We start from the raw sequence: 4,570 nt of genomic DNA, 5'->3' as shown, positions 1-4,570 counted from the left end.
CACGAATGTCACCGGCACGTCGGACGCCGCACAGAGCAATGACCAGAATGCCCCGGGCGCATCGTGCCCGCCGGCCTGCTCGACCGCCGCACTCCATTCCCAACGATAGCGGGACTGCGCAGGCTGCCCGATATCGCGTGTATGCGTCTCTGCCAGCCCGACACCGAACCGGGCTAGAGCGCGCACGGTCTCGTCCTGACGCAAGGAATCGCCCACCGCCAATGCCTCTATCGCGGTATCCCCGAGAGACGGCGCGGGAGCGACGATCAGCGTCGTCTCGAAAAAACGGTTGAGGACGTAGGGGCGGGTCACGGCAGCGCCGCCAGCCGCGTGAGGGAAACGTTGATCGCGATCGAGATACGCCGCCCTTGGCCCTGATAGGGGCGCACCGCATGCTGCAGCCAGGATGGAAACATCACCAGCATCCCCAATCGGGGGCGGAACCAGACCTCGTGATGCTCGGGCACGCCGTCCGCGCCCGTCGCCCTGAGATCGGGCGTGCGGAGGCGCACCATCGGAAAACGGGGGTCGAGAAAGGTGAGCTCACCTCCAAGCGCCTTATCCGCCGACCCGGCATATCCGTCGTCGACATAATAGACCGCCGACCAGAAGGAGCCCGGATGGGCGTGCGTCTGGTTGGAGGCCCGCGCGGTGGAGACGTTGGCCCACATCTCCGGATACCAGTTGGCAAGGCGCTCGCCGCGCAGGTCCACGCTGATGTCGTCGCAGCGCGCGAGCACATGGTCGGCCAAAGCGCGCGCTGCCCCCCCGCCCCACCGCAGCATGTCGATGTCGGACTGCCAGCCTAGCACGTTGGACTTGGCGACGCCCGGCGTCGCCGCCTGCCGCGCGGCGATCGCCGACCGGAGCGCCGCATTGTGAAGGCGCGCGCCAGGCCAGACCTCGGCCAGTACGGGGCTGGCGAACAGGCCGCGCACTTCGACACCTGCCATGCCATTCCCCGTCGCGCCGCTCGCCATCGCTGTTCTCCGGTCCGGGGAGCTACCGGGTCAGCGCCGCCACGCCCGGTAGCTCCTTGCCCTCCATCCATTCGAGGAACGCGCCGCCTGCGGTCGAGACGAAGGTGAAGCTGTCGGCCACGCCCGCCTGATTGAGCGCGGCGACGGTGTCGCCCCCGCCCGCGACCGAGACGAGGCTGCCCGACTGGGTCAGCGCGGCGGCCGTCTTGGCCAGCGCGACGGTGGCGGTATCGAACGGTGGCGTCTCGAACGCGCCGAGCGGGCCGTTCCAGACGAGCGTGCGGCAGGTCTTGAGCGCATCCGCCAGCGCCTCGACCGCCGCCGGCCCGACGTCGAGAATCATCTCGTCCGCCGCGACCTCGTGGACGTTGACCGTCCGCGTCGGCGGGTTGGCGCGAAACTCCTTCGCCACCACCACATCGTACGGCAGGTGGACGGTGCAGTCCGCGCGATCCGCCGCTTCGAGGATGGCGAGCGCGGTGTCCGTCAGATCATGCTCGCACAGCGACTTGCCCACATCGACGCCGCGCGCCGCGAGGAAGGTATTGGCCATGCCGCCGCCGATGATCAGGTGATCGACCTTGGCGACCATCTGGCGCAGCACGTCGAGCTTGGTCGACACCTTGGCGCCGCCGACGACCGCCGCGACCGGATGCTCGGGCTTGCCGAGCGCCTTTTCGAGCGCCCCGAGCTCGGCCTGCATCGAGCGGCCGGCAAAGGCCGGCAGGACATGCGCCAGGCCCTCGGTCGAGGCGTGCGCGCGGTGCGCGGCCGAAAAGGCGTCGTTGACGTACAGGTCACCCAGCGCGGCAAAGCGATCGACCACCTTGGGATCATTCTTCTCCTCGCCGCCGAAGAAGCGCGTATTTTCCAGCACCGCGATGTCGCCGGGCTGGAGCGTGGCGACCGCGTCCGCATCGCCTTCCCAGTCGATGAATCGCACCTCGCGGCCCAATACCTGCGCCAGCGGCTGGGTGACGAGGGCCAGGCTCATGTCGGGATTGGGCTGCCCCTTCGGCCGGCCGAAGTGGGCGAGGACCAGCACGATCGCGCCCTTGTCCGACAGTTCGGACAGGGTCGGCGCGGCGGCACGCAGGCGGGTATCGTCGGTCACCCGCGCGCCGTCCATCGGCACGTTGAGGTCTTCGCGCACCAGCACGCGCTTGCCGCGCACGTCGCCCATGTCGTCGAGTGTCTTGAAGTTGGTCACGGTTCGATCCTCACGTCATCGCCCAGACAAATCGGGCCGCTTTCGATCACACGCGTGGTCACGCCCCCGCGCCAATGCGGCAGCAACGCGGCCTTCAGTCCGGGCGCGACCTCCTCCATCCGGCTGCAGGGATCGCATTCGCCGGTAATTTCGAGCGTCAGACCGGACGCGAAGCAGAGATATGCGCCCTTCGTCTGCTCGAGCGCCAGCCCTTCGACCAGCAGGTTGACGCGCCGCTGCTCCCATTCGACATGAGCGCCGAGATCGGCCAGCGCCTCGCGCCAGTCTTCCACCGCCATGACGGTGACCTGCCGCTTATTGCGACCGGGCTTGAGCGCGCCGCGAAAATCGCCCTTCACGCCCTCCTCCACGGTCACCTCGCTGCGATCGAGCGTCTCCATCGGCCCGCGCGGTCGCGCATGGCGGGCGATGCCGCGAAGACGCCCCACCGCCGCTTAGAGAAATTTGGCGACCGCGCCGGCGGTATCGACCATGCGGTTCGAAAAGCCCCATTCATTGTCGTACCAGCTCAGCACGCGGACGAGCTTGCCTTCCATCACCGCCGTTTCGAGGCTGTCGACCGACGAGGAATGCGGATCTCCGTTGAAGTCGCACGAGACGAGCGGGTCGGACACATATTGCAGGATGCCCTTGAGCGGGCCGCTCTCCGCCGCCGCCTTCAGCAGGCCATTCACCTCGTCGACCGTAGTGTCGCGCTTCGGCTGGAAGATGAGGTCGACGACCGAGACGTTGGGCGTGGGAACGCGGATCGACGATCCGTCGAGCCGACCCTTCAGCTCGGGCAGCACCTCACCCACCGCGCGGGCCGCGCCCGTGGTGGTCGGGATCATCGACATCGCGGCCGCACGCGCGCGGCGCATATCCTTGTGGATCTGATCGAGGATGCGCTGATCGTTGGTGTAGCTGTGGATCGTGGTCATCAAGCCACGCTCGATCCCGATCGCGTCGTTCAGCACCTTGGCCACCGGCGCGAGGCAGTTGGTGGTGCACGACGCGTTCGAGATGATCGTGTGATCGGCGGTCAGCTTGTCATGATTGACGCCGAAGACCACCGTCAGATCGACGCCCTTGGCGGGCGCGGACACGATCACCTTCTTTGCGCCGGCCTCCAGATGCTTTCCGGCGCTCTCGCGATCGGTGAAGAAGCCGGTGCACTCCAGTGCGATCTCGACGCCGTCGGCCGCATGCGGCAACTTGGCGGGATCACGCTCGGCTGTGACCTTGATCCGCTTGCCATCGACGACCAGCTCGTTGCCCTCGGCATGCACGTCGCCCGGCCAGGTGCCGTGAACGCTGTCGCGCTTGAACAGCAGCGCGTTCGACTTGGCATCGCCCAGATCGTTGATCGCGACGAGATCGAGCCCGCAGTCGGGACGCGACAGGATCGCACGTGCGACCAGCCGGCCGATCCGTCCAAAGCCGTTGATCGCAACCCGTACCGCCATGTCGTCGCTCCTATTCGTGCCATGCCATCGCTCGGCGAGGTCCCTTTGTCGCGTGGGCGGGCGAGCGTCAACCGCGCCCGGGTTGCGGGGACGTGACACGGTGCTAAGGCCCCGATCATGTCGGACGATATGCTGACCACCGCCCTCGCGCGGGCCGAGAGCGCGGTCGCGCGGCTCGAGAAGGTCGTGACCCGCCGTGCCTCGATACGATCCGAATTGTCGGAGGCCTATGCCATGCTGGAGCGTCGCCACGCCGCGCTTCGGGCTCAGGTGCAGGAGACGATCGACTCGCTCGACCGGCTGATCGACGGCGAGGATAACGCCTGATGGCGTATGTAACGCTCAATGTCGGCGGCCGTCGGTATGAACTGGCCTGCCGCGACGGGGAAGAGCCGCGGCTGGAGATGCTCGCCGCCATGGTCGACGCCAAGGCCGGTGATGCCGCGCGCGCGGTGGGAAACGCCAACGAGCCGCGCCAGCTCCTGCTCGCCGCATTGCTTCTCGCGGACGAGCTGAGCGAGCTTCGCGCCGGCGCGCCCGATCCCGAACGCGAGGCCGCCGTGCGCGCGCTCGATACGCTTACCCGGCGGATCGAAGCCCTGATTCAGGGCCTTGAGCATGGCGACGCCGCTTCCTAAATGGGAAGCGGTGGGACTGCCCGGTACGACTTGTAGCGATTATCCCTGAGGCGATTCATCTTCCATGGGAGCTGTCCCTGGACGGGTTCCGGCCCGATCTCCATGGCCCCCACCTGACGTTTACGGCGTCAGAGGATATTCCAGGAAACGGCCATGGCGGTTCCACCACCCTCCCCTGAAAAGACGGCCTTGCGCGCCCGGCTGCGGCGCGCGCGCGCGGGCCATGTCATCCGGCTGATGGAAGCGGGCGAGCGCGACGCGGCCGAGGCCGAGGCC

The 4,570-nt window shown here is 67.7% G+C and carries 7 protein-coding genes; 2 read left to right on the top strand and 5 right to left on the bottom strand.

Translation table 11 applies throughout. The features are described from left to right. The 5 genes from ACOJSF_RS00035 to gap all read right to left on the bottom strand — a co-directional run. A partial coding sequence (locus ACOJSF_RS00035) for a hypothetical protein (protein WP_420140198.1) occupies nt 1-312 on the bottom strand: 312 nt, incomplete at its 3' end. Then, a complete protein-coding gene (locus tag ACOJSF_RS00030) occupies nt 309-953 on the bottom strand; it encodes a TIGR02466 family protein (protein WP_420140197.1) in 645 nt (214 codons plus the stop codon). The genes ACOJSF_RS00030 and ACOJSF_RS00035, both read right to left, overlap by 4 nt. Nucleotides 954-1,002: 49 nt before the next feature. Further along, a complete protein-coding gene (locus ACOJSF_RS00025; protein ID WP_420140199.1) occupies nt 1,003-2,163 on the bottom strand; it encodes a phosphoglycerate kinase in 1,161 nt (386 codons plus the stop codon). Nucleotides 2,164-2,186: 23 nt separating this feature from the next. Beyond that, on the bottom strand, nt 2,187-2,591 hold the full coding sequence (locus ACOJSF_RS00020) for an MOSC domain-containing protein (protein ID WP_420140196.1): 405 nt from the start codon (nt 2,589-2,591) through the stop codon (nt 2,187-2,189). 54 nt (nt 2,592-2,645) lie between these two features. After that, on the bottom strand, nt 2,646-3,656 hold the full coding sequence (gene gap / locus ACOJSF_RS00015) for a type I glyceraldehyde-3-phosphate dehydrogenase (protein ID WP_420140195.1): 1,011 nt from the start codon (nt 3,654-3,656) through the stop codon (nt 2,646-2,648). A gap of 129 nt (nt 3,657-3,785) precedes the next feature. On the opposite strand from gap, the gene ACOJSF_RS00010 reads away from it, so the two are divergent. Beyond that, on the top strand, nt 3,786-3,983 hold the full coding sequence (locus ACOJSF_RS00010; RefSeq protein ID WP_420140194.1) for a hypothetical protein: 198 nt from the start codon (nt 3,786-3,788) through the stop codon (nt 3,981-3,983). Then, nucleotides 3,983-4,294 carry a cell division protein ZapA gene (locus tag ACOJSF_RS00005; RefSeq protein WP_420140193.1) on the top strand — a complete coding sequence of 104 codons (312 nt, stop codon included), beginning with the start codon at nt 3,983-3,985 and terminating at the stop codon, nt 4,292-4,294. Before ACOJSF_RS00010 ends, ACOJSF_RS00005 begins: the two co-directional genes overlap by 1 nt. Nucleotides 4,295-4,570 lie beyond the last annotated feature (276 nt).

Source organism: Sphingomonas sp. (assembly GCF_048594985.1).
Classification (GTDB): Bacteria; Pseudomonadota; Alphaproteobacteria; order Sphingomonadales; family Sphingomonadaceae; genus Sphingomonas_I.
This window is presented reverse-complemented; position numbering and strand designations above follow the sequence as displayed.